Below are 19,919 nucleotides of genomic sequence, written 5' to 3'. Positions count from 1 at the left end.
GAGAGGAATGGCTTATTATCACAAATTAGGCACCATCCCGCAGAAGCGCCATGTGCAGTTCAGGCAGGAGGACGGAAGTCTGTACGCCGAGCAGCTGGTGGGTACGCTGGGCTTTAGCGGCCTGTCGTCGTTGCTGTACCACAAGAATCCGCCGACACGCATCACCCGCATCGAAGATCCTATACCTTACGCACCCAAAAAGGCCGAAGGTGTAAAGCTGGCACCGCATCACCTGAAGACGCTCGATCAGACCGTTACGGGTTCTGACTACTTAAGTGCCCGTAAAACCATGATGCTCAACAGCGATGTGGCCATCAGCATCTGCAATCCGTCGGAGCTGAAAATGGACTACTACTACAAAAACGGCCAGGCCGATGAGGTGGTATTTGTGCACGAAGGGAGCGGGGTGCTGTTGTCGCAGATGGGCAAGCTGGAGTTCCGAGAAGGCGATTATATTGTGATTCCGCGCACCATCATTCACCAGTTCCATTTCAACGACGGCCCGGTGCGCTTGCTGATCACTGAGTCATTTAGCCCGATTGAGACACCACGCCGCTACCGCAACCACTTTGGGCAGCTGCTGGAGCACTCGCCGTTTTGTGAGCGTGACATCCGTGCTCCGCATGAGCTGATCGAGTACACCGAGGGCGGTGAGCACTTGGTGCAGATCAAGAAAGACGGCATGCTGCACCAGTACTACTACGACTTCAGCCCGTTTGATGTGGTGGGCTGGGATGGCTACTTCTATCCGTATGCGCTGTCCATCTACGACTTTGAGCCCATAACCGGTCGCATTCACCAGCCACCTCCCGTGCACCAGACCTTTGAGGCGCACAACTTCGTAATCTGCTCCTTTGTGCCACGCTTGTTCGACTACCACCCACTGGCTATACCTGCGCCTTACAACCACTCCAATGTAGACTCCGACGAGGTGCTCTACTACGTGGCAGGAGACTTCATGTCACGCAAGGGCGTGGACCGAGCTTCGTTTACAGTGCATCCAGGCGGCATACCGCATGGCCCGCACCCGGGCACGGTGGAGGCGAGTATCGGCAAGAAAGAAACCCACGAGTACGCTGTGATGATCGACACTTTCAAGCCGCTATACCTGACCGAAGAGGCCGTAGGGCTGATGGACAAGAATTACCCGATGAGCTGGCTCGAAAATGGCCCGGGTGGTTCGCGCGCAGCCGACATGTTCGACTAATTGCGCTACTCTAACTCGTTTTTACTAAATTTGCACTCTGTGCAGGCATTACAGGAAAGACAGCCCGCAAGGTTGTCTTTCTTTTTTGGCCCTTCACACCTATAAATTAGTAAAATAGAGTACTTTAAATTTCACCCTTTTATGAAAAAAATGCTGTTGGCAGTGTTTGCGCTGCTCACCATTATAGCAACTTCCTGCGACAAGGTAGACGATCTGCTTACCTTCTACATTAATCAGGAAGAAACTATTCGCATCGAGTCTACTTTCCCGATTGGTGTCGTAATGCCGCTGTCACCTATACCTGTGAAGACAAACTCGTCGGAGACTTTCAAGAACAACAAGACACGCGCCGAGCTGGTAAAAGACGTGAGCCTGAACAAACTGACGCTTACCATAGCTGATCCCGCTGATGAGAACTTTGACTTTTTGCGCAGCATTGAGATATACCTGAGCAACGGCGAAGGAGACGAAACGAAGATCGCCTATCTAGATGAAGTGCCGAAGGGCGTCAAGGCCATTGAGTTGAAATCGACCAATGCTAAGCTAGATGAGTACATCAAAGGAGAAACGTATACAGTTAGAACGAGAGCTGCCATAGCCAAGCCAATTACACGCGATGTAGCCATTAAGGCTGCCATGCGCTTTAAAGTGACTGCAGACCCAATTTAATCATGCATACCATATCCATGAGAATTTCAGAAAGCAACAAACTGGAGAAGATCATCATTGTAGGCGACCGGGTGCTGATCAAACCGAAGACCTCCCGGGAGCAGACCAAGAGCGGGTTATACCTGCCGCCTGGAGTACAGGAAAAAGAGAAGGTACAGGAAGGCTATGTAATGAAGGTAGGCCCCGGCTACCCAATGCCTGCTGACTATGGCTTCGATGAAGAGGTGTTTGGCGACGAGGAACAGGAGCAAGTGCGCTACCTGCCGCTCCAGATAAAAGAAGGGGACCTGGCCATCTACCTGCAGCGCGACGCCATCGAAATCAACTACCTCAGCGAGAAGTACTTTATCGTGCCGCAGTCTGCAGTGCTGATGCTGGTACGCGAAGAAGATTTGTAAGCCTAACTGGAGCTTATGTAAAGGCGCCATACCTGTCAAACGGGTATGGCGCTTTGTATTTCCATCTCTCGTCGTTTAAATAGGCACGTTTACCAGTTATGTATATGGTTAAGCGTTTTGTTGTCAGGAAAATGCAAGTATTGTGGCCTCGGGGGCATCTATTCTATACCTTTGTATAAACACTCACTTTGATTGCCCTTTTACTTTATGGTTGGCTGTATACCTACACTTGGTTTTGTGCGGATGGTTGTGCTTGTATTAACTGTGCTGGCATGGCAACAGGTAGGAGCGCAGGAGAAAAAAGCTCCTGTCTTTGCCAATGTGAAACAGTTGCAGGCGCTTCGCATAACCGAATCCATCAAAATTGACGGTTCGCTGGACGAGGAAGTCTGGCAACAGGCCGAGACCGCCACAAACTTTATACAGAGCAGTCCCAACCCCGGCGCGAAAGAGGTGCACCCCACGAAGGTGCGCATTCTCTACGACGATGAGTCTATCTACGTGGGCGCCATTATGCACGACGTGTCCCAGGACAGTATATTTAAGCAACTGGGCAAGCGGGATGATCTGGGCAATACCGATTTTTTTGCAGTGTTTTTCGACACCTACAATGACCAGATCAACGGTTTCGGCTTTTATTTGACACCCGCAGGTGTGCAACTCGACGCACGCTATTCGTCCGACGGTGAAGACTTTACCTGGAATGCTGTGTGGGAGAGCAATACTAAACTTGATGGCAATTCTTGGATAGCAGAGATGCGCATACCTTACTCGGCCCTCCGATTCAGCAGCAAGCCGGAGCAGTTATGGGGACTTAACTTCATGCGCAACCGACGATCCACGCGGCAGGAGTTTTTCTGGAATCACGTGGACCCAGCCATTAACGGTTTCATGAACCAGTTTGGCAAGCTTAGGGGCATCAAAAATGTGGAAGCACCGCTGCGGCTTTCGCTCACGCCCTACGTATCGGCCTATGCCGAAAAGTACCCGGTGCGCAACGGCGACGGCAGCGTGCGATACGAAGACAATGTGAACTTTAGTGGAGGTATGGACGTGAAGTACGGCATCAACGACGCCTTCACACTCGATATGACGCTGATACCTGACTTCAGCCAGGTGCAGTCCGATAACCAGGTGCTCAACCTGTCGCCTTTCGAGGTGCAGTTCAACGAGTACCGGCCTTTCTTTATGGAGGGCACGGAGCTGTTCAACAAAGGCGGCTTCCTTTATTCCCGACGCATTGGCGGCACACCCATCAACTTCCTGGACGCAAGTGCCGAGCGCGAACAGGGCAACACTATCATCGAAAACCCGCGCGAAACCAAGATGCTGAACGGTACCAAGATATCGGGCCGCACGCAGTCGGGTTTGGGTATAGGCTTGTTCAACGCGGTAGTAGGGCGGCAATTCGCTACACTAGAAGACAGCGAGGGCAACCGCTTCCAGAAAGAGACGCAGCCGCTCACTAACTATAACATTCTGGTACTGGACCAGTCGCTCAAGAACAACTCCTATGTGACGCTCGTGAATACCAACGTGCTGCGTGCAGGCAGCACTTACGACGCCAACCTGACCGGTATGCTCTTCCGGGTGGCCAACAAAGGTAACCGGTATGCCGTGGAAGGCAGTGCCGCCCTGAGCCAAAAATACTACCCCGGCGACGCGCAGCTGGGGCATATGTACAGCATCGGCGGGGGCAAAGTGAGCGGCAATTTTCAGTACAGGTTCACCCATTCCATGAAGTCCGACACCTACGACCCGAACGACATGGGTATCAACTTCATCCGCAATACTGTGGACGAGGACCTGAACCTGCGCTACAACATCTACCAGCCATTCTGGAAGCTGCTGAATATGAATACCCAATTGGGCGCTACCTACAGCCGCCGGTATAAGCCCGACGATTTCCAAAACTTCGTGATCTATGGCAGGGCGAGTGGCACATTCCGAAATTTCCTGAGTGTGGGCACCAACTTTAATTTGGAGCCAGTGAGGACCTATGACTTCTTCGAGCCACGGGTAGCAGGTCGCTACTATACCTTTCCGGTGAACCGCAGTATTGGCGGCTGGATCTCGTCGGACTACCGCAAGCGCCTGGCCCTGGATGTGGACTTCAACTACCGCACGTTTGACGAGCACGAGCGCCAGAATTTAGGCTATTCCATTTCGCCGCGCTTCCGGGTGAACGATAAGCTGATGTTCATCTACAGGTATAGCCGCAACAGCAACCGCGACGACATGGGCTATGCTAACTATCGTAGCCGAAGCTCAGAAATCAGCGCACCGCGTGACATCATTTTCGTGCTTCGCGATGTGAATACGGTAGACAACACGCTGACGAGCTCTTATATTTTCAACAATCGGATGTCGCTGTCGCTGCGGGCGAGGCACTATTGGTCGAAGGCCGAGTCTAACCGTTTCTTCGAGCTCAGCGATAAAGGCGAGTTGCTCACCAGCAGCTACCCGCTTGGCTACTTCCCTGAGAACGAGCTGCCAAACCACAACATCAATTACAATGCCTTTAACATCGACATGATCTACTCGTGGTGGTTTGCGCCGGGCAGTGAGATCAGTGTGATGTGGAAGAACGCCATTTTAGAAAGCCAGGGCGACATTGTACCGCGTTATCATGAGAACTTTACCCGCACCATCACCGGGCCCCAGACCAATAGTCTTTCGGTAAGGTTGCTGTACTTTATCGACTACCAGGTGCTGAAGAAGCAGTTCAGCAAGTCTTAGAACCAAATACCAGCAAAGCAAAAGCCCGGAACTGTAGCAGCTCCGGGCTTTGCCGTTTTAAGGTATAGAAGGTATAGATTAGTTGATCGGTTGGGTCAGGTCGAAGTCAGCCTGAAAACGGAGCTGGTTATCGCGCTTGAGGATATAGCTGAACGTGCGGCCGTCGGGACTCAGGACTACATTCCACTCATTGGTAGAGGCCGCAGGTATAAGCTGGGCGGTGAAAGCGTCAGCCGGGAAACGCATGGTGGTTGCGTCGTCAGTATCCAGGGCAATGCCGCCGTACATGGTGACTTCGTCTGAGGTGCCATCTTCGTGGCGGTGGTCATGCTTTAGTTGTAAGCCTTCCTCCATTTTAGTGAACACCCACGTTCTGGATTTGTCTTCACCCACATGGAACGGGATACGGATAACCTGGTCGGAGCACTCACGCACGTGCATGGTTAGTTCTTTGCCTGCAAACGGGTCTTTGCCATCGGCCGGGAACACAGCCTTGCCTCTGAAGCTTTTGCCGCACAGCTTGCTTAACTGAGAAAAGAAAGCCTGCTGCGTAGCTGTTACAGGTGACTGCGGGGCCGCGGCAGTTTCCTGTTGCGGAGTGGTAGTCTCGGTAGTAGTGGTCGTTGTGCTGCTGGCCTGTGGTTGCTGGGCGCAGGAGCCGAACATGAATGCCACACCTATAGCGAGTAGTAATCTCTTCATAGTTTCTGTTTTGTTTGGCTGAAGATAGGGAATGCGCTCGGATTAGCAAAACAGGTAGGTATAGGTAAAGACACTACTTTGACTGCATCTGAACCAAACAGAAATGCACAGTAGCACAAAAAAGCCCCGGCTCAAAAGCCAGGGCTCTTCTGATTACTGTGCTTATTAGCGCTGTAAGACCAGTTTTTGAGTGAAGGCCTGATCGCCGAACTTCACGCGGAGCAGGTAAATGCCAGAAGCTCTTGCCGAGAGGTCGATGTCCGCTTCATAGAAACCATTGAAGCCGGTCACTTTGCGGGTATAGATCAGGTTGCCCAGCATGTCAGTCACGTTCAGGTATAAATCCTCTTGCTGCGCCGTCTCGAACTGCACCTTAAATACGCCAGTACTTGGATTAGGCGAGGCTACCAGCTCTTTCTTCAGTTCACGGCCATTAGCCTGATAGGCGAAGGTATAGATTTGCGATCGGGTAGAAACGCAGCCCTTCCACTGTGCCTGCACGCTATAGTCCCCGCTTTCTGTTGGGGTATAGGTCTGCTCAGTGGCACCAGGTATAGGCAGGCTGTTCAGGTACCACTGGTTGCCGTCTGCGGCACTTGACTGCAGGCTCAGGCCCTGGCGCGAAATTACCGGCGTTGGAAGTGGAGAGCCATTCTCAACCGGTACAGCTACCCTTGGGCTGATACAGCCTAAAGCACGCACCTTCAGGTCATAAAAGTAGTAATAATAGCTTAGCGCGCCCGGGTTGGCCGTGGTGCCAGTAATCGTGAACACATTGCTTACGCCAAATGGATAACCCGTTACGCCGGCGTTGTTCCTGTAGATGGTGGCCCCATTCGCATGGTCATAGGTGATTGCGATGTTGTAAGTGCCAGCCTCAGGTAATTCCAGTCCCAGGTAGTATACTTCGCCTTGGTCATTTGGGTCGTCCTCCTGCACGCCCGGGGCAGGGGTGGAGCGGGTGGCTTCCACAGTAATTGTACGGCTCGAAACAGGGGAGCCGTTGCTGTTGTAGGCTGTAAAGGTAATCTTGCCTGGGTTGCCAATATACAGGCGGGCGCTTTCCAGCAGCATAGGAGCTTTTGTGTCTACGATCACATCCGGCGTAAACTGGTTATACCCACCGCCTGTTGCAAACTTCTTGGTCGCTGGTCCAACAGTGGCTGAGAAATCGTTCAGGGAGGCATAGAGCGAGCCGTTAGCACTGCTTGTTGCAATACTGGTTGAGTTACCCGCAGCGATGGGCGTGCCTCCGCTTGCCGTATTGTACCAGAAGATTGTACCATCACCAGTGCCGGTCAGGGTATAGCTGGGCTGGTCACCGCAGCGGGTTGCCACTGCCTGTGCCACAGTGGTGTTGCCACCTACCCCGTAGATTTTGCTCAATGTATTATTCTCTGGTACGGCATCACTGGTGGTGCCTGCCGAAGCAATCAGTTCATAAGTAGCGCCAGCTTCTGTTTGGAAATCAGCTGTCAGCAAGATCTCATCTGAGGTAAAGGATTTTAGCGTTTTGGTGTAAACCGTTGTCATGGTAGCTACTTTGGTGCTACTACGGTATACCTCTAGTGTCATCGGAATATTTTTCTGATCGCGGAGCCCATTGTTACGGATTGTAACCAGAAACTGCTGATTCGTGCCGGCGCAGAGCGATGAACCTACCGGCTTTACCTGCTCCAATGCAACATCTGAGGACGGCTTTGTAACCTGAATGATATAGTCCTGCGTTTCGCCGCGGGTGTAAGTGCCACAAGAGCTTATGCCTGCCGGATTGGAGGTTTCAACCAACACGACGCGCAGTCGGGTCATGTAGCCAGGCTGTAGAAAAGATGGGGCTGAAATACTGGCATTGAACATCCCGACACCGTTGGTAACACCAGAAGCAGCAGCTTCCTCACCCTGATCTTCGAAGCTGCCATTGCCGTTCCAGTCCACATATACCTTAGCTGCCTTGCTGACATTGGCGCCACAGGTGCCCAACTCAAACGACACCGTTTTAGTCTGACCCGGCTCAAAGGATAGCAGCATTTCCTCCTGCAGGCGGTAGGTGGCGCATCCTTCAAAAGAAGTTGTAATGCCGTCAAAAACAATTTTGCTGATGCGTGAACCTGCCTCCGAAGTGGGAGCGCTTGCGCAGTAGGCTGTGCCGCCCATGCCGCTCACCAACAGGGAATATTCCTGAGGCCCTTTCTGAAGCGTGCGCTTGTGAGATACGGTAATGGTGTAGGTCTCGCCAGGTATAGCGTTAGGTATAAGTACCTGCTCTACATTGTCTACCACGTTGTCGCCTTGGGTTGCGGGCAGTTCAGGAGCATTGGGGTTCAGTACCCAGGGCATGATCGTATTGCCGCGGTTCGTGACACGTATGTCCAGGTCATTAATCAGGCGCGGACTGCGGTTATTCAGGGCGCTGTACATGGAATGGGCAGCTCCTTCCGGGTCGGTCCAGGAAATGGTGGCCACCAGTGGTCCTGCGCCGGATGCCACTACCTCCAGCGTATAGGTTTTGCCTTGCTCCAGACTGCGCTCCTGTATCAGGTGCGTGTTCTGGGTGTTGCTGATCATAGTAGCGGCGCGACTGGCGTTCAGAAGTCCCCAGCCATGCATGTAGTCAGGCCCTGGAGCGTCGCCGGCCTCGTCAGCCGTATGAATGGCCAAACCTTTGAGTGTGGCGGCACGCATGAATTTCCCGTTGTTCAGATTGGAATAGTGCTCTTGTAGCAGCAGCAGGGAGCCCGAAATGTTGGGGGCTGCCATGGAGGTGCCGCTCAGAGCTTTGTAAGAATTGTCGCTGGCACTGGTTGTAGAAAGAATTCTTTCTCCACCTCCTACCAGGTCAGGCTTAATACGACCATCATCAGTAGGCCCAAAGCTGCTGAAGCTGGTGATCTTGACATCGGAAGACTGGTTGTAGCCGTTTGGGAGGCTGTTCACGGCACCCACAGTCAGTATATTCTTGGCAGTGCCGTAGGTGGCTATGCCATCATAGCCTTCGTTGCTGCTTATGTTGGCAGGACGCTGTGCCACCAGCGTGAAGTTACCGTTAGAGTTGCGCTGCATGTAAGGTTTGCCTACAGCGGGGCCAGGCTCCTGCCGATTGTTACCACCTGACTTCACGATCAGGAAATAGGGCGCATTATAGGCGATGCGGTCCCAGCTAACAGAAGTCTCGTCATAGTAGCCGAACTTGTAGTCCTCTGTTTCGCTTACCTGAGGTGTTCCCCACCATTCCCAGTACGGGTCCTCATCGGTGCCTTTGCGTTCACTATTATAACGCCAGCCGGCTATGGTACCATAAGAGTGGTTTGAAACCAGCATATTGGCTTGCGCAGCCTCGGCCATTTCGGAAGGACTGTTATTAAAGTCGTAAGCGTACAGCTTTTTCACCCCGTGCGCCATGCCCTTGGCCATCAGGCTCTGTCCGCTGGCGATGAGGGTGCCGGCCACGTGGGTGGCATGGTCATTCAGTTTTGATGGCTTGTCTTTCTGCTCTACACGGCCGCGCAGCTCCACATGTGACTCGCGTACCAGGCCACCGTCCCAGACCCCCATTTTGTCAGTAACGCTGTTGCTCGCCCCACTGAGGTTAAGCCCCAGCTTGCCGCCTGTCCAAAGCTGGTTTGTGCGGGTGGTGATGGCGGCGTTATTGTTGTAGGTGATATAGTAAACCGGCATGCCCAGTTCATCAAGGCTCTGTAAGGATATGTGGGTACCGTCCTTGTAAGTCTTTTCAATTTCCCAGCCATTTCGCTTGGCAAGCGCAATAGCTTCGGCACGTTTTGTCCGGTAATTTTTGTCTTCAGCTGCCGCAATGCGGCCCAGCTCCTGCACATTAGCGCGCACAGGCACCGAGCCACTCTGCTGCGCAAAGCTAACAGAAGTCGTTGCAAGTGCCGCAGCCATCAGCCAAAGGCTCAATCCTCTCATAAAGTAGTAGTAGGTAGAAGTTTAGAACCACCAATATACTTAAAAGTGCGCGAACGCCAAACTGGTTCAGTGTGAATACTTTATTTGGTTAAACATTGGTTTGGAGGGGCGCTAGACCCTGTGTTGGCGCTAGCCTGCTTTTAAAACAAAACGCCCTGAGCTGTGAGCCCAGGGCGCTTGTATTGTCGAGGGTCTGACTTTGTTATTTTTGGAGGTACTTTGCAAAATCCTTGGCAAAGTATGACAGGATAATATCCGCTCCAGCTCGCTTGATGCTCAGCAAACTCTCGAGCATAGCTTTTTCCCCGTCAATCCAGCCTTTGAGGCCAGCGGCTTTTACCATGGCGTACTCACCGCTCACGTTGTAGGCGGCGATAGGCAGGTGTGAGTTGTCGCGCAACAGCTTGATGATGTCCAGGTATGCCAGGGCTGGCTTTACCATCAGGTAATCGGCTCCCTCTTCGGTGTCGAGTGCGGCTTCGATCAGCGCCTCACGGCTGTTGGCCGGGTTCATCTGGTATGTTTTCTTGTCACCCATTTTTGGAGCGGAGTCCAGGGCATCGCGGAACGGACCGTAGAAGGCGCTGGCATACTTGGCAGTATAGCTCATGATGCCCACTTTGTGGAAGCCGTTCTCGTCGAGCACGCGGCGGATGTGCCCTACACGACCGTCCATCATATCCGAAGGACCCACAATGTCAGCGCCAGCCTGTGCCTGCGTGAGCGCCATTTTGCCCAAAACCTCCAGCGTCTCGTCGTTCACGATCTCACCGTTTATCACAATGCCGTCGTGCCCGTCGGAGCTATAAGGGTCCATGGCCACGTCAGTCATCAGCACCACGTCCGGGAAGTTCTTCTTGATCTCACGGATGGCTCTTGGGAACAAGCCGTCAGGGTTCTCGCTCTCCCTGGCGTACTTGTCTTTCAGGTTTTCGGGGATGCTAGGGAAAGGGGCAAAGGCTTTGATGCCTAGCTCCACACAGCTGGCCACTTCATCGAGCAAAGTGTCAACGGAGTAGCGGTTGATACCCGGCATAGAGGCTACCTCCACCTTCTGGTTTTGGCCCTCGATAATGAATAGCGGGAAGATGAAGTCGTTCAGTTCCAGGGCAGTTTCCTGCACCATGCTGCGGATGACTTCGTTATAGCGGTTTCGTCTTGGTCTTTTCGTGATCATAGTATAGCGTTTGCTCTAAAATGCTTCGACATAAGTATACGGCAAAGGTACGGCTTATGCGTGGCAAAGCGAAGCTATACCTTGGAAATTGGAGTGCCCTATACCTAGACCAGCATCTATTTCACTGGCGCTTCAAGAACCGCAGGCGGTGCTATGTTCTCGGATGTTGTATGCTGCTTAAGCGCCACGTAAGCGCCAATGCCGAGCCCTATTAGAAAACCAGCAAAAGCAAAAGCGATAATCCATTTGCGTAAGCGGAACAGGAGGGAGTTTGTGTCAGTTTTCATGAAACGGAATGGTGTGGTGGGTTTAAGTTGCGAAGTGAGAGCCGTGTTAGTTGGTGAAATAATACAGCGCTTCGCCCATGCTTTTGCCGAAGGTAAAGATAGCAACAGCCGAAGCAGTGATTAAGAGTGCTTTTATGATTCTAGTCTTCTTTTGCATAACGTGAATGTTTGTTTCGTTTTGGAGTTGGCTGTAAGTTATACCTGTTTCAGGGCAGGTATAGTTGTAGGACGGATTAGCTCTTTAAATATAACACGATTCCTGCAGCAACTCCAAGTAAGAAGCCCAGAGCGCAGATGATAGAAAGCGTTAAGGGTGTCAGGTATAGCCTTCCTGTTTTGATAAAAGACTAGTGAGTTAAGTTGTAAACAAGCTCGCCAAGGCTGCTTCCCACATGTTCTCCCGCTATAAAAACTATAACAAGTGCAATTAGGATAGAGGTTATTCTTGCTGATTTTTTCATAAGTCTGATGTGTTAGTTCTCGTCTTGGTTGTCAAAAGCAGCAGCATCAAATCCATCCAGAAGGCGCTGCGCCTCTTCCTCATCATGTCCGGAGATAATGAGCCGCACCGGATTAAAGCCGCCAGAAGCTACTTGAAAAGGCGCAATACTGCCCATGTGCTCATTTTGTATAAACACATAAATGCCGTGGTTCTCAAGCATGTTTTTAATGACCGCTGCCCGATGAAAGTCACCGGAAAAGATTATGGTGGGTTTGCTTTGTTCTGGTTGGGCCATGTATGCGAATAAGTTTGTTGTTAGCGAAAGTCGTATACCTGTCAGGATTGATGAATATAAGGAAAGTCAACTACAAATCCTAAGAGCTTACTACTATTGTGTTCCCATCTTCTCGGTGGCTGCTTCTATTGCCTGGTACTGCTTCTCAAAGTCTGATAAGACAGAAGTGGAGTGGATAACTTGATCTAAGCCCTGCTTGTCTACTTTCTGCAGCCAGCGGTCTACTTCGTGTTTGGAGGTGACGCACCGGTACCAGCCAAGGGTATCTGATTGGTAGAAGTATGTTGACCTCCCCCATAAAAACCGGACTGCTGTAAAGTAGAGGAGACGAGCAATTGTCGTATAGTTAAAAAACGAATTGCCATGAAGAAATCGAAGTTCACCGAGGTGCAGATTATCTTCGCCATCAAGCAAGTAGAGACGGGAGTTAAGGTAGAGGAGGTGTGCCGCAAGATGGGCATCTCAGAGGCCACCTTCTATAACTGGAAGAAAAATACGGTGGTCTGGGAGTGTTGGAATTAAGAAAGCTCCGGCAGCTGGAGGAGGAGAACCGGCAGTTAAAACAGCTGGTGGCAGACCTCGGGCCTGGACAAACAAATGCTGCAGGACGTGGACCCGATGCTGAGACATGTCTGTGGGTCTGAAAAAAGCTTTGAAGCCAGCCCGGCTAAAAGGGCTGGCTTCAGGCTTGACAAATGTTTGTCGCGTTTCCATCACCAGGGCTTGTAAGGTGGTGAGGTTTCACCGTACAGGCTGGTACTATCGCTCCAAAGCCAGGGACAGCTCCGTGATCAGGAAGCGGATGCGGGAGATAGCTCAGGTGAGGGTTCGCTACGGCTTCTGGCGTATCTTTATCCTGCTGCGGCGGGCGGGTTGGCGGAACAACCATAAGCGCGTGCATCGCCTCTATAGGGAGGAGGGGCTGAAACTGAGGACAAAGCGCCCGCGAAGAAACAAAGCCGCCGCTCATAGCCTGGAGCAGCCTGAACTCTCCAGCAATCAGGAGTGTTGGAGCATGGATTTTGTAGCCGACCAGCTCTTTGACGGCAGGAAGTTCCGCTGCTTAACTGTAGTGGATAATTATAGCCGACAGTGCCCGGGCATCCTGGTGGGACAGTCCCTGAGGGGAGAAGACGTGGTCGCTGCTTTGGAAAAGATAAAACAGGAAAACAATGCTGTACCCAAGCGTATACAGGTAGACCACGGGAGTGAGTTTATATCCAAGGCGCTGGATAAATGGGCGTATGATAACAAGGTGACGTTTGACTTCCCCAGACCCGGGAAACCCACGGATAACGCCTTTATCGAGTCCTTCAAAGGTAGCTTCAGGAACGAGTGTCTGAACGCCAACTGGTTCCTTTCTCTGGAGGATGCAAAGCAGAAGATAGAAGCTTGGCGAGAGGAGTATAACGGTTTCCGGCCTCACAGTTCATTGGGTGACATAAAGCCGGAAGCGTGGGTGAAAAAGAACATAGTGAAGCCCGAATTCTCTATTTTTGGCCAGTCCTAAAATTGGGAGGAGCTCAGATTTTAGAAAAGTCTACTTTTGAACTGTGCTGGTTTAGGGGTACTTACAATGATAAGCGCCTTTTTAGAAGTGGAAAACAAAAGAACCTCCTGGCTTTAGGTAATACATTGACTATATCCCTAAAACAGGAGGTTCTTCTTTATCATCCTAGCTCTAAGCTTTGGTATGTTTCATGATTCGTTATACAATTAGGTAAAAGAGAAAAAGTCTTCTATACTAGTGTGTAATATAGTATAAGAACTCACCTATGCTCTTGCCAAATCTGAATATAAAATAGGCAGATAAGGTAATCAGGAGAACTTTAGTGTACCAAGTAGCTAGCAACATTTGCAAGCATCTATCCAGCGTTTCTTTATTAAAGTATTCCATGATTCATTAATTAAGGTGAGTTGATAAACTTAGCGTGTAATATGGTAAATAAATTCTCCTGTAGCTTTTCCTGCTTCATAAATGGCTAAGCCTGCCGCTGCAGCTCCACCTATTGCAAGAAATGGAATAATAAATGGGTTTCCACCTTCAATTTCGATATTTTCATCGTAGGTGTTTTCAGCTACATTATATGTAGCAAGATCTAATTGTAGGGCTTTCATAGTTCTTATTTTGCAGCTTCTTGATATCCAACATAAACTCCTGCTCCAAAGAGCCCTGCTGCGGCAGTGCCTGCTGCAATCCAACCTGCAGTCTTAGCTGATATAACTACACCTGCAATAACTATCGGGAAAATACCCCCGTTGATATTTTCTAATTCTTCTACTTTTAGTTGAACTACGTTTAAATTTTCCATATTTTTTTGAAATCTTTATGCTTCTGTCCACACTTACAGGCGGCTGACATTACCTTTTGCTTAACCGGTTAACTGATATAAAGCTACTTTTCTTCCATCTAGAAAAATTGGATTGGAATAAATTTTTCCTCCAAAAACTTTAATATTTTCATCCTCCGAAACAACCTTCAAAGAGAATGCTATTTCCAGCTTTTGATTAGAGGTATAGTAGAATGTGTTTCGCTTTCTGGTATAGTTAATTGCTAAGCCTTCGGTCTTCAGTTCATCAATTATATTATACAGTTGTGCCCTGCTGACGCCAAGCCTACTAGCTAGCTCCTCTGGCGTACCTGTTCTCTCTTTCCGGATTAATTCATCCAGATACTTAATCCTTTCGATGTACTTTCTAAAATTCATATCATTTCCACATTTAATTTAGAACCAAAAGTTGTTTGTTTATCATCTCAAAATAGCGCTCACGTTTTGTTAGAAGCTCCGCGTGTGTACCCTGTTCTATGAGTTTGCCGTTTTCCAATACAAACAGCAGGTCAAAATCCTTCACAGCAGCAAGTCGGTGGGTAATAAATATCACGGTCTTCCCTGCTTCTGCCAGTTTGCGGATAGTCATTTGAACAAATTCTTCTGATTTAGGGTCAAGCGAGGAGGTGGCCTCATCCATTATCAGTACTTCAGGGTCTTTATATAAAGCTCTGGCTATAGCGATGCGTTGTTTCTGGCCGCCCGATAAAGAAGCGCCATTTTCGCCGAGGTAAGTGCCAAAACCATTTGGTAAGCCTTCAATAAAATCCATCATACCTAACTGCCCACAAATGCCGACAATGCGCTGTACGTCTGGTTGGTAATCTCCAAGGGCAATGTTTTCAATTACGTTGCCGGCAAACAAGTCTACTCTTTGAGGTACTACTGTCACCAGTTGCCTCAGACTTCTGTTCTCAATGTACTTTAGGTCATAGTCACCAATATGCACACTTCCCGATTGAAGCGGGTATAGGTTCTGCAGGATAGAGATAAGTGTAGATTTACCAGAGCCGCTTTCCCCGATAATGCCTGTTATTTTGCCTTTCGGGATTTTAAGGCTTAAGCCCTCGAAAACATTCTTGCGGGATCCATAGCGGAAGTGTACATCCTTGAGGTATATGTTGCCAATAAGCTCTTTCTTCAGCTCAAATTTATTTTCATTACTTTCTACCTCCAGGTCCATAATTTCAAATAAACGGTCTGCCGCAATCATGGCATTTTGTATTGTTTTGTTCATGCCGATTAGCGTACCCACAGGGCCGGTAAAATAACCTATGACGGCATAGAATGACATGAGTTCACCGGGTGTTATCTGGTTTTCCAAAACATAACCAGCGCCGACCCATAACAGTACGATGGTGAATACTCTGGAAATAGTTTCGGAGGTAGTGCCAGTGAAGATGTTGTTAACGCCTGATTTATAGACTGAGCCCAAAAGCTTGATAAAGCGCGTCTCGGATTTAATGTTGGCATGGTCTTCCATGCCAAATCGCTTGATAGTTCCGGCTGCCGTAATAGACTCTACCAATTGTGACTCAAGCTCGGCTGAGTCTTCCATCAGTTCCCGTTCTACTTTTCGGTTCAGCTTATTGGTAATAAAATATACCAGCGTATAGAGTGGGATAATCAGGAGAATGACCAGAGCCAGCTTCCAGTAATAAGTAAACATCAAGGCAAAAGCGAACAGTACGATGAACACATTAACCATTAGATTAATGGATACATCGTTAATGAAAGCCCTGATTTTAACTGCGTCGTTTATTCTGCTGATAATTTCACCTACTCGCATCGTATCAAAGAATTGCTGCGGGAGCGTAAGCAAGTGTTTGTAGTAGCCAAGGATGAGGCGTGCATCTATTTTCTGACCTGTTTTCAGAACAAACAGGGTCTTGTATACGCCAATCAATACCTGGAACACTAGTAGTGCCAGCATAATGACGCTCATCAGATTGAGCAGGTTCTTGTTGCCATCTGCAAAAACATGGTCTACTATCTTCTGCACGTAAATGGCCGTCGATAAACCAAGCACAGTGTAAATAATTGCTCCAAAAAGAGCCTGAAACATCACAGATTTGTGAGGCTTCATTAGAAACCAGAAACGCTGGTAGACAGAAACAGTCTGATTGAGTGCTTTAAAGTCATCATTGGGCATCAATAGGACCAGCACGCCACTCCACAAGGCTTTAAACTCTTCATGAGGCATCTTTTGCATCCGGCCATCCGCAGGGTCCATGATGTGGATGTGCTTCTTTGTCGCTTTGTAAATAACGACGTAGTGATGGAGAACACCCTTAATGATGACGTGTGCAATGGTAGGTGTAGGAATTTTGAATAAGCTGTCAAATTCTCCTCTAACGCCCTTAGCGGAAAATCCCATCTTCTCAGCCGCTTCAATTAAGCCAAGTACGTTGGTACCCTTCTGATCGGTAGAGGCCATCTGCCGGATCTTTGAAACAGGAAGCTTTAGTTTGTAGTGACTGGCAATAGACGCCAAACAGGCAGCCCCGCAATCTGTTATATCACGCTGCTTTACTTTGATACTCATACGTGTAGTTTGTTAGGGAATAGCTTAAATAGTAGTAATGGCAGGATTCATCCAGTCATCTACTTTGTCATAAAGGAGCTGAAACAGGCTGCGACGCGCGACTAAGAACCGACCATTGAATGTCATGCCTTTTCTCAGCTCACCAGTATACCCGTTTTTCAACTTAAGGTGCGTTTGGTCGAGAGAGCAGATAACCCTAAAGGCTGCCTGCTGTTCGGAAATAAGAGAAAGGTCATCCGCTATTTCCGCTACTTTGCCTTTTGCAAACCCCCAATCATTGTAATTGAAGGCGTCTACTTGAAGAGATACCTGCTGACCAGGTTGTATGAACCCAACATCTTTGGGTGAGATATAAGCTACTGCTAATAGCGTAGAATCAGGAGATATTTCGGCTATTTTCTGGTTCGGAAATACAAAATCTCCCTCCTTAATATTTTTTACATTTAGCAGGGTGCCGTTCACGCCTGCTAAAATCTTGTAATGAGTTTTCTGCTCAGTAACAGACTTTACTTTATTTTCAAGTTGATTTAGTTCGTTAGCATAGGAGTTAGCTTCCTGTTTCCATTTCGCTTTCTGTTTTTTAATATGAAGTTCTAAATTAGACTGGGCTTGCTCATACTTCAATTTAGACTCGTCATACTCTACAAAGGCAATTGCTTTTGCTTCGTATAATAGCGCGTTTCTTTCATAATCTCGGGTTGCTTTATCAAGCACTGCTTTCAGGCTTTCATAAGCAGAAAAGTATTCATAATAAGAAGCAGCATAAACATCAGACTTGAAAGAAGGGGGTGTAGTTGTTATATTTTTATTCCCTAAAGTTCTCAGATCAGAAAGAAAGGTGTTTAATAAGCCAATCCTTTGCTGATATCCTTGTAACTCCAAATTCAGTTGTTCAGATACGATTTCAGCAATGACATCTCCTTTAGACACCTTGTCATTCTCTTTATATCTGATGTTATAAACTCTCCCCTGTACAGGTACAAAAACTTCATTTCGTTCGAGCGAGCTCTGCAGTATGCCTTTAGCCTGGATAGATAGATCAATATAGATGAAGGGTAGGCACAAAAGCGCTAAAAATAAAAAAGCTAATGCGCTTAAGTAAATGATCTTCGAACGTACAGTTATTCTGCTTTGATAGCATTCCGTTGACTGCTCGATGATAGCCGAGGGGAAAATCGTTTTCATGTGATAGTTGTGTAAATGGAGCGTTTACAAGTATATCTAAAATGAAAATTAATGCAAAATAAATATTACTATATTTTGCATTAAAAATATATTGAGAAGGCTTTAGTTAGGTTTAAGCGAGCTTTAGCGTTAATTACTTGATCGATTGATTTATAAAATCAAATAGACGCCTACTGATTGTAATTACAAATGAGTTATTTTAAGTGCCATTAAAAACAAAAAGGCGAAGCCATTACAGCCTCGCCTTTTATGTGTTTTAGGTATACCTTCTCTTAAAAGTTCATGATTACTTTTTCAATGATGTCGCAGCATTCGTGCAGCTGCTCCTCCGTCATCACCAAAGGCGGTGCAAAGCGGATAATATCGCCGTGGGTTGGCTTGGCAAGCAGGCCGTTCTCTTTCAACTCCACGCACACATCCCAGGCGGTGCGGCCATCAGCCGAAGGCTCGATCACGATGGCGTTGAGCAGGCCGCGACCTCTTACCAGCGTAACCACTTCCGGGCGCTTGGCCTTGAGTTGGTTCATGCGGTCACGGAACACTTCACCCAGCTTGTAGGCATTCTCTATTAAGTTCTCTTCTTTAATCACCTCCAAAGCGGCAATGGCAACTGCCGCTGCCACCGGATTGCCGCCGAAGGTAGACCCGTGCTCACCTGGCTGAATGCACAGCATGATGTCGTCGTTGGCCAGCACACAAGACACCGGTAGCACGCCACCTGAAAGGGCTTTGCCCAGGATCAGGATGTCGGCTTTCACATCATCGTAATAGCTGGCGAGCAGCTTACCGGTACGCGCTATACCTGTCTGGATCTCATCAGCCATCAACAGCACGTTGTACTCTTTGCAAAGCGCATGTGCCTTAGCCATATATCCGTCCTGCGGTACTACTACGCCTGCTTCGCCCTGAATCGGCTCTACCAGGAAACCGCAGACGTTCGGGTTCTCTTTCAGGGCCGTTTCCAGCGCCTCCAAGTCGTTGTAAGGAATCACTTTGAAGCCGGGCATGTATGGGCCGAAGCCTTTGGTAGAATCCGGGTCAGTGGAGAAGGAGATGATGCCTGTCGTGCGACCGTGGAAGTTGCGCTCTACTACGATGATCTCGGCGTTGTGAGAGGCGATTCCCTTCTTCAAGTAAGCCCATTTGCGGGCCAATTTGATGGCCGTCTCCACGGCCTCGGCACCGGAGTTCATGTAAAGCGATTTGTCGTAACCGAACAGCTCGCAAATGTACTTCTCGGCTATACCTAGCTTGTCGTTGTAGAAGGCACGGGAAGTTAGTGTGAGTTGCTGGGCTTGCTCGATCAGGGCATTGATGATGCGCGGATGGCAGTGGCCCTGGTTTACGGCGCTGTAGGCCGACAGGAAGTCAAAATAGCGTTTGCCCTCCACGTCCCACAGGTATACGCCTTCGCCTTTGTTCAATACCACCGGCAGCGGGTGGTAGTTGTGGGCGCCGTATTTTTCTTCGGTTTCGATAGCCTGCTGGCTGGAGGTGATGGATAGCGTGCTCATAGTTTATGTGTTAAAAAAGCTGTTTCCGGTCTATTGGGCAGCGCTACGCCATACGCTGTAGTGCCGCACCTATATTTACGGGATTCTGTATATAGGTTGTAAATATAGCAAAAACAGCCTGACTTATATCTTTAACTGGAAAGGGAGCTTATTCGGTCTGCCGACACTGCCTGAAAACGGAGCGGAACTCCTCTGCATCATACTCGGCATAGATATCTGTCATGATGCCAAGCAGGTTGTTATCCGTCCGGAAGCCATACACCTCTTCCTGTCCGCTTTGTGAGGTGGGCGATGGCACGATATGGCGCTCCAGCAAGGTGAGTTGATTGGGGGAGAGTTCGCAGCTCTGCTCAGAGCAGTAAACCCGCTGATGCTGAATAGTAAACGTGTTGACAAAGCCTCTTGCACGCAGGGCACTCACGGCTTCGGTTAAATTTTGGAAACGGGTCATAGGCTTGCAGGATAAGGGTTACAAATTGAGACACGGCCATCTTTGTTAGAA

General features: G+C 49.1%; 16 protein-coding genes and 1 pseudogene. 5 read left to right on the top strand and 12 right to left on the bottom strand.

Going from position 1 to position 19,919, the window contains the following annotated elements; all coding sequences use genetic code 11:
- Window positions 1–7 precede the first annotated feature (7 nt).
- From I0P70_RS14170 to I0P70_RS14155, 4 genes are all read left to right on the top strand, one after another.
- Window positions 8–1,207 carry a homogentisate 1,2-dioxygenase gene (locus I0P70_RS14170; protein ID WP_196119136.1) on the top strand — a complete coding sequence of 400 codons (1,200 nt, stop codon included), beginning with the start codon at window positions 8–10 and terminating at the stop codon, window positions 1,205–1,207.
- Between the two features lie 141 nt (window positions 1,208–1,348).
- Entirely contained in the window at window positions 1,349–1,876 is a 528-nt protein-coding gene (locus tag I0P70_RS14165; protein ID WP_196119134.1) for a hypothetical protein, read from the top strand.
- Between the two features lie 17 nt (window positions 1,877–1,893).
- Entirely contained in the window at window positions 1,894–2,274 is a 381-nt protein-coding gene (locus I0P70_RS14160; protein ID WP_040573517.1) for a co-chaperone GroES family protein, read from the top strand.
- 264 nt (window positions 2,275–2,538) lie between these two features.
- On the top strand, window positions 2,539–5,013 hold the full coding sequence (locus I0P70_RS14155) for a DUF5916 domain-containing protein (protein WP_196119132.1): 2,475 nt from the start codon (window positions 2,539–2,541) through the stop codon (window positions 5,011–5,013).
- 78 nt (window positions 5,014–5,091) lie between these two features.
- Here the strand turns inward: I0P70_RS14155 and I0P70_RS14150 are convergent, their stop codons facing one another.
- The 5 genes from I0P70_RS14150 to I0P70_RS14130 form a co-directional block, all read right to left on the bottom strand.
- On the bottom strand, window positions 5,092–5,715 hold the full coding sequence (locus I0P70_RS14150) for a hypothetical protein (RefSeq protein WP_196119130.1): 624 nt from the start codon (window positions 5,713–5,715) through the stop codon (window positions 5,092–5,094).
- 165 nt (window positions 5,716–5,880) lie between these two features.
- Window positions 5,881–9,642, bottom strand: coding sequence for a S8 family serine peptidase (locus I0P70_RS14145; protein WP_196119128.1), 3,762 nt, complete (start codon window positions 9,640–9,642; stop codon window positions 5,881–5,883).
- 202 nt (window positions 9,643–9,844) lie between these two features.
- Window positions 9,845–10,819 (bottom strand): porphobilinogen synthase, encoded by a 975-nt coding sequence (gene hemB, locus I0P70_RS14140; protein ID WP_196119126.1) that lies wholly within the window; start codon window positions 10,817–10,819, stop codon window positions 9,845–9,847.
- A gap of 116 nt (window positions 10,820–10,935) precedes the next feature.
- Entirely contained in the window at window positions 10,936–11,106 is a 171-nt protein-coding gene (locus I0P70_RS14135; RefSeq protein WP_196119124.1) for a hypothetical protein, read from the bottom strand.
- A gap of 473 nt (window positions 11,107–11,579) precedes the next feature.
- Complete coding sequence (locus I0P70_RS14130; protein ID WP_196119122.1) at window positions 11,580–11,843, bottom strand: DUF2007 domain-containing protein; 264 nt, start codon at window positions 11,841–11,843, stop codon at window positions 11,580–11,582.
- A gap of 363 nt (window positions 11,844–12,206) precedes the next feature.
- Here I0P70_RS14130 and I0P70_RS14125 point away from each other — a divergent pair.
- Window positions 12,207–13,353 (top strand): annotated as a pseudogene (locus I0P70_RS14125) (IS3 family transposase).
- A 416-nt stretch (window positions 13,354–13,769) separates the two neighbouring features.
- Here I0P70_RS14125 and I0P70_RS14120 read toward each other — a convergent pair.
- The 7 genes from I0P70_RS14120 to I0P70_RS14090 all read right to left on the bottom strand — a co-directional run bounded on the left by I0P70_RS14120 (window position 13,770) and on the right by I0P70_RS14090 (window position 19,868).
- A complete protein-coding gene (locus I0P70_RS14120; RefSeq protein ID WP_196119120.1) occupies window positions 13,770–13,961 on the bottom strand; it encodes a hypothetical protein in 192 nt (63 codons plus the stop codon).
- Window positions 13,962–13,966: 5 nt separating this feature from the next.
- Entirely contained in the window at window positions 13,967–14,155 is a 189-nt protein-coding gene (locus I0P70_RS14115) for a class IIb bacteriocin, lactobin A/cerein 7B family (protein WP_196119118.1), read from the bottom strand.
- Between the two features lie 60 nt (window positions 14,156–14,215).
- Window positions 14,216–14,551 carry an HTH domain-containing protein gene (locus I0P70_RS14110; RefSeq protein ID WP_196119116.1) on the bottom strand — a complete coding sequence of 112 codons (336 nt, stop codon included), beginning with the start codon at window positions 14,549–14,551 and terminating at the stop codon, window positions 14,216–14,218.
- A gap of 13 nt (window positions 14,552–14,564) precedes the next feature.
- Window positions 14,565–16,718 (bottom strand): peptidase domain-containing ABC transporter, encoded by a 2,154-nt coding sequence (locus I0P70_RS14105; RefSeq protein WP_196119114.1) that lies wholly within the window; start codon window positions 16,716–16,718, stop codon window positions 14,565–14,567.
- Between the two features lie 24 nt (window positions 16,719–16,742).
- Window positions 16,743–17,903 carry an HlyD family secretion protein gene (locus tag I0P70_RS14100; RefSeq protein ID WP_196119112.1) on the bottom strand — a complete coding sequence of 387 codons (1,161 nt, stop codon included), beginning with the start codon at window positions 17,901–17,903 and terminating at the stop codon, window positions 16,743–16,745.
- A gap of 272 nt (window positions 17,904–18,175) precedes the next feature.
- Window positions 18,176–19,417: an ornithine--oxo-acid transaminase gene (gene rocD, locus I0P70_RS14095; RefSeq protein ID WP_196119110.1), complete on the bottom strand. Its 1,242-nt coding sequence runs from the start codon at window positions 19,415–19,417 to the stop codon at window positions 18,176–18,178.
- A 148-nt stretch (window positions 19,418–19,565) separates the two neighbouring features.
- Window positions 19,566–19,868 carry a hypothetical protein gene (locus tag I0P70_RS14090; RefSeq protein ID WP_196119108.1) on the bottom strand — a complete coding sequence of 101 codons (303 nt, stop codon included), beginning with the start codon at window positions 19,866–19,868 and terminating at the stop codon, window positions 19,566–19,568.
- Window positions 19,869–19,919: the final 51 nt, after the last annotated feature.

Source organism: Pontibacter sp. FD36 (assembly GCF_015686655.1).
Lineage (GTDB): Bacteria > Bacteroidota > Bacteroidia > Cytophagales > Hymenobacteraceae > Pontibacter.
The sequence above is the reverse complement of the archived record's forward strand: the minus strand, read 5'-3'. Positions and strand labels throughout refer to the sequence as shown.